The sequence below is a fragment of the Thiohalocapsa sp. genome (assembly GCF_019695415.1).
Taxonomy (GTDB): domain Bacteria; phylum Pseudomonadota; class Gammaproteobacteria; order Chromatiales; family Chromatiaceae; genus Thiohalocapsa.
The window spans coordinates 1-2,201 of record NZ_JAIFKJ010000272.1 but is presented as its reverse complement, the minus strand read 5'-3'; the positions used below and the strand labels follow the sequence as shown (position 1 = coordinate 2,201).

General features: G+C 69.1%; 1 protein-coding gene and 1 pseudogene. Both read right to left on the bottom strand.

Features of this window, described 5'->3' with window-relative positions; translation table 11 throughout:
* Window positions 1-1,251 (bottom strand): annotated as a pseudogene (locus tag I6U14_RS07820) (transcription-repair coupling factor); the annotation flags it as partial.
* Window positions 1,248-2,201, bottom strand: a 954-nt coding sequence (pstS, locus tag I6U14_RS07815) for a phosphate ABC transporter substrate-binding protein PstS (RefSeq protein WP_296898252.1), incomplete at its 5' end; no start/stop codon positions are given. The gene pstS and the pseudogene I6U14_RS07820, both read right to left, overlap by 4 nt.

The window sequence follows — 2,201 nt, the reverse complement described above, 5'->3', positions numbered from 1 at the left end:
CGCGATGAAGGGCGTGCCCCGCCCCGGCGTCTCCAGAAACCCCTGCAGTTCTGCCGCCGGGCTCTCGGCGCGTGGGTGGATCGCGAGCGGGGGCGGTTGGGCCGTTGCGAAGTTGTGCAGGGCGCCGTAGCCCTTGCGCCGGTCCGGCACCTCCGGCGACTGCCAGACGACGCCGGCTCGAGCATTCAGCCGTGCGGCGAGGTCATCGCGGCTGAGGTACAGGTCTCGTGGCGGCAGCAGCGGGCGCTCAGGGTCGTGGCGGCGCTGCTCGTAGCGCTCTTCGATGCGACCGAGTACGTCGTCGGCAGCGTTGCGCACATCGGCGTGCTCGAAGGCGAGGGTGCTGTCCGGCAGGTAGTCGAACAGCGTTGCGGTCTGGTCGAAGAAGAGCGGCAGGTAGTACTCGATGCCGCCCGGCATGCGGCCCTCGGACACCTCGCGGTAGATGAGGCTGGCCTTGGGATCGGCATCGATGGCGGCACGCCAGCGCTGGCGGAACGCGCTGATGGCAGCCTCATCGGTGGGGTACTCCCGAGCCGGCAGCATGCGCACCCGGTTGAGCTTTTCCAGAGACCGCTGGCTGTCCGGGTCGAAGGTGCGGATGGACTCCACCTCGTCGTCGAACAGGTCGATGCGCAGCGGCAGCTGGCTCCCCATGGGAAAGACGTCCAGCAGCGCGCCACGGACGGCGAACTCGCCATGGGCGATGACCTGCGACACACACTGGTAGCCGGAGCGGGTCAGGCGCGTGCGGGTGGCATCAAGGTCCAGCCGGTCGCCGACGGCCAGCACCAGCGCATGGCCGTCCACGAACGCCCGCGGCGGCAAGCGTTGCAGCAGCGTACCGACCGGCACCACCAGCACGCCGCGGGTGAGCCCGGGCAGCCGGTGCAGGGTCAGCAGGCGCTCGGAGACCAGCTCCGGCAGCGGCGAGAAGACGTCGTAGGGCAGGGTCTCCCAGTCCGGGAAGGTCAAGACCGGGATGTCCTCGTGCGCATCCGCCGAGCCGCGCAGGAAGAAGGCGAGCTCTTCGCGTAGAGTCGCCGCGGCCGGCATATCTGCTACCGCGGCGAGGATGGGGCGCTCTACCTGCTGAGCGGCGCTGGCAATGGCAAGGGCGCCAGCTGCGCCGTAAAGGCGCCCCCAGAGCAGGCGCTCGCCGGCGCCCGCAGGCAGCGGTGGACGTAGGGGCGACGGGGTATCGACGGCCGCATCGCTCGGCATAAGCGGTGAGACGGCAGGCAGATTCATTGGATGACTCCGGCGGCTTCCCGGACGCGGTCCAGGATGGCATCCGGCAGCGGCACATAGCCGAGCGCAGGTGCCTGATCCTGAGCGTCGTTGCTGACGCAATAGTTGATGAGGTCGCGCACGGCGTTGAGTTGCTCCTGCCCATAGCCGCTGGCATAGAAGAGCAGCCAGGTCATGGCGGTGATGGGGTAGGCGTTCTCGGCGGCAGGATCACGGTCCTGCGCGCGCAGATCCGGGGCGCCGCTCGGTAGGGTTGCGGCCGGGAAAGGCACAGCGGCAAGGGCCGCGGCGCCGCTCGCAGGCCCAGGTGCCGTGAACCGTCCGGCCTTGTTTTCCAGCAGCGCCAGTTGTTGCCAATCGGCCAGCTTTGCGTAGCCGTAGTCCAAGTAGCCGATGGCGCCCGGTGTGCGCAGGATCTCCGCCGCAACGCCATCGTTCATCGGCGCGCTGACGAAGCCGGCGTCAGCCGGCCACTCGGGGGCGCTGGAGCGGCCGATGTCGCGCCGGAAGGCCGCATCGACGGCGCTCAGATGAGCCGTCAGCACGTCCGTTGCGCGGGCGGCATCGGCACGGACAACAACAGTGATGGCCGCTTCCGGTAGCGCAATGTCGGGATTGGCCGCGGCGATGGCGGGGTCGTTCCAACGTGTGATGCGTCCGGCAAAGATGGCCGGGTACACGGACCGTGGCAGTCGCAGCGCATCCACGCTTGGTAGGTTGTAGGCGAGGGCGACGCTGCCGGCGCTCATGGGCAGCGCCACCACGCCGCGCTCGATCTCCTCGGCTTCAGCGTCGTCGATGGAGCGATCGGGGGCGGCGAAGTCGACGCTGCCCGCAATGAGAGCGTGTACACCGGCGTCGCTGCCATCGGCGCCGTACTCCACGCGTACACCGGTGCTGTTGTAGGCGGCGCGGATCGTCGGGTCGCGAGAGAACTGTTTGAACCAGGT